The sequence below is a fragment of the Streptomyces recifensis genome (assembly GCF_002154615.1).
In the GTDB taxonomy this organism is placed as follows: Bacteria; Actinomycetota; Actinomycetes; order Streptomycetales; family Streptomycetaceae; genus Streptomyces; species Streptomyces griseoluteus.
The window spans coordinates 1-3,244 of the sequence record NZ_MUNH01000731.1; the positions used below are offsets into that span (position 1 = coordinate 1).

Consider the following 3,244-nt stretch of genomic DNA (forward strand, 5'->3'; position numbering starts at 1 on the left):
CAGGTTGCTCGCGCGCGAGCCGTCGCGGGAGACACCGCAGGCGATGCGGAGTTCCTCCAGCGGGACATGGCGCCCGTAGTGGCCGAGCACCATGGCGAGGGAGGCGGCGCCGCACTCCACGGCCTCCATCTGGAGCACGGTGGGTGTACGCACCGTGCCGCCACGGGGTTTGGGTACCGGGCGGCGGGCCGGGGCGGCCCGTCTGGGGCCGCGGTTCTCCTGCGCGGTGTCGGTCGGGGCGGTCACGGAAGCAGCCAATCGATCGGGCGCTGGTCGCTCAGATGGACCGCACCGGAGGCCAGGGTCATGGAATCGAGCCCGAACGGCGGCCCTCCCGCCGACGACCAGCGGTAACCGCTCTTCGTGGAGGCCGACTTGTCGAGCGTGACGAGCACGGCGACCGGGCGGCCCTTGGCTGTGAACTGCCGGCCGAGCTGGCTGTCGCCGAGGAACGCGCCGATCGACTGCGCGCTCTGCGCCGTGCGGTCCACCGACTTCACCGTGCCGCGCAGCACGCCGTAGCGCTCGGCCGGTACGGAGGACACGGTCAGGTCCACGGTGGCGTGCGCGGGGATCGAGGCCGCGTTCTCGGCGGGGACGTACACCGTCGCGTACAGGGGGTCGGAGTCGTGCGCGACCTTCTCCACGGCGGCCACGTCGGCGCCGGTCTGCACGATCTGCCCGATGGTCGCGGCCAGCGCCGTGATCCGGCCCGCGGCGACGGTACGGATCACCGCGTCGCCCTGCGCGGTACGGACCTTGAGCACGGGCGCGTTGGCGGGCAGCCGTTGCCCCTGCTTGGCGAGCACACCGGTGACCTGACCGGCCACGGGGCTCTGGAGGACGTAACTGCCCTGCCCGTGCGTGAGGATGGCCGGGGCGCTCACGGTGGAGGCAACCGATCCGGTCACCGCCCACACCGAGGCGGCCGCCATCACGACGACGGTGATGCCCAGTACGAGCCACCCCTGCGGGCGTGCCAGCCGCACCGGGAGGTCGAGATCCTCCGGCGACTGGAGCTTGGCGAGGGCCTGTTGGCGGAACTGCACGGAACTTCCCTCACCCGAGGAGAGACGACGGCACGGAAAAGTTTCGGGACGCCCGAGAGTCCCGGACCCGCGAGGGGGTCCGGGACTCTCGGTGACACCGAGGTGCGGTCAGAGACCGGCGACCAGGCCGGTGACCGGGGCGGTGTTGAGGCCGGTGACACCCTCGACGGTGCCGACGACCGTGTCCACCAGGCCGGAAACCGGGGCGATGCCGTTGACGGCGCCGGTCACGGTGGAGAGGGCGTTCACGGACAGGCCGCCGGAAACGTTGTCCAGCTCGGCGTCCGAGATCTCGACGGTCTCGACACGGGGGGTGGAGTTCATAATGGAACTTCCCTTCCTATGGGTCTTCACAAGGGGGGAGCGGCCCCCTCTGGGGACAGATGACGGCCGCGACCGCGAGGAGTTCCAGACCTTCCGGCCGCCGTCTCCGGCAGCCCTGGGGCGGTTCCTGCGATGCGATGGATCAAAGCACGCACGCCGTGCCCGATTCCACTTGCTCAGGGCTCTCACCAGCGAGTTCGGTGCAGGGTGGGGTTCATTCGTGCAGGGGTGCGCACGCCGTGGGCGGTTCTCCTTCACAATCCCCGCGCCGTCGCCGCACCGTCTCCACTACCGCCGGTAACACGAATCCGGCACACCTCTCCAAAGGCGTGTCCGGGACACCCGCACCGGTGCGCAAACCTCGCGGTCCGTGCTCTGCCTGGGTGCGGGATGTGCAGATTCCCTGAAGCGGGGATTCCGCCGATGGTGTTGGACGCAGGGCTACCTCGCCGTGACAAGGGGTGACCGAGGTGCCGGTGTGTCAGAAGAGGCGCGGGCGTGGCCGATTACCCACCCGTACAACGCAGTTGGCAATCGGGATTGAACGCGCCGGGCGGACCGCCCGTACCTGTAGCCAGCCGGCACCCCCCTACGAACTGCCCGACAGCGGCAGACCCCCGCACCCAGGAGGTCGAGAAGTTGAGTCACAAGCGCATGCCCAAGAGGAAGGCCGCGATAGCGGTCGGCGGTGTCGCGGCGCTCGGAGCGGCGGCCCTGCTGCTGCCCAACGCCAACGCGTCCCAGGACAAGGACACGGCCGCGACGGGCACCGCGAGGACCCTCAAGGCCACCGACGCGACCATGCTCGCCGCCCAGTTGAGGCAGTCCCTGGGCGGCCAGTTCGCCGGCTCCTACTACGACAGCGCCAAGCAGCAGCTCGTCGTCAACGCCGTCGGTGACGGGGCCGCCGTCGCACGTGCGAAGAGTGCGGGCGCCGTCGTGCGGCAGGTGGAGAACAGCACCGCCGACCTCCAGTCCGCCGCGAAGACTCTGCGGGCCAAGGCGGCCATCCCCGGTACCGCCTGGGCCGTCGACCCGCGCACCAACAAGGTGGTCGTCAGCGCCGACTCCACGGTGAAGGGCGCCAAATGGGACCGGCTGGAGTCCACCGTCCAGGGTCTCGGGTCCGGCACGGCCACGCTGAAGAAGACCGGCGGCACCTTCAGGACCTTCGTCTCCGGCGGCGACGCGATCTTCTCCCAGGTGCAGGGCGGCGGCGTCCGCTGCTCCCTCGGCTTCAACGTCACCGCCTCCGACGGCAGCCCCGCCTTCCTGACCGCCGGTCACTGCGGGGTCGCGGCCAAGGAGTGGTCCGACTCGCAGACCGGGCAGCCCATCGCCACCGTCGACCAGGCCACCTTCCCCGGCGAGGGCGACTTCTCCCTCGTCAAGTACGACGACCCGGCGACCCAGGCGCCCAGCGAGGTCAACGCGGGCAACGGCCAGGTCGTGGCGATCACCCAGGCCGCCGAGGCCACCGTCGGCTCGACCGTGTTCCGGATGGGCTCCACCACCGGGCTGCACGACGGCCAGGTCACCGGCCTCGACGCCACGGTCAACTTCCAGAGCGAGACCGACCCGAACGGCGTCGACACCGTCACCGGTCTCATCCAGACCGACGTGTGCGCCGAGCCCGGCGACAGCGGCGGCTCGCTGTTCACCCAGGAGGGTGCGGCGATCGGCCTGACCTCCGGCGGCAGTGGCGACTGCACCAGCGGCGGCGAGACCTTCTTCCAGCCGGTCACCGCCGCCCTCGCGGCCACGGGCGCCACCCTCGGCGACGGCGGCGCGGGCGCGGGTGCCGGTGCCGGCGGCGACCAGGCGGGCGCGGGCGACCAGGCAGGCGCCGGGGACCAGGCCGGTGCGGGCGA

At 71.4% G+C, this 3,244-nt stretch carries 4 protein-coding genes; 1 reads left to right on the plus strand and 3 read right to left on the minus strand.

The window, feature by feature from the left end:
- The 3 genes from CCN33_RS28970 to CCN33_RS28980 form a co-directional block, all read right to left on the minus strand.
- The coding region (locus CCN33_RS28970; RefSeq protein WP_244173969.1) for a cysteine peptidase family C39 domain-containing protein at positions 1-246 on the minus strand (246 nt) is incomplete at its 3' end.
- Positions 243-1,049: an HlyD family efflux transporter periplasmic adaptor subunit gene (locus CCN33_RS28975; protein ID WP_086696341.1), complete on the minus strand. Its 807-nt coding sequence runs from the start codon at positions 1,047-1,049 to the stop codon at positions 243-245. The genes CCN33_RS28970 and CCN33_RS28975, both read right to left, overlap by 4 nt.
- Positions 1,050-1,157: 108 nt before the next feature.
- Positions 1,158-1,373: a hypothetical protein gene (locus CCN33_RS28980; RefSeq protein WP_031179346.1), complete on the minus strand. Its 216-nt coding sequence runs from the start codon at positions 1,371-1,373 to the stop codon at positions 1,158-1,160.
- A 654-nt stretch (positions 1,374-2,027) separates the two neighbouring features.
- Here CCN33_RS28980 and CCN33_RS28985 point away from each other — a divergent pair.
- On the plus strand, positions 2,028-3,244 hold a 1,217-nt coding region (locus tag CCN33_RS28985), incomplete at its 3' end, for a S1 family peptidase (RefSeq protein ID WP_086696342.1).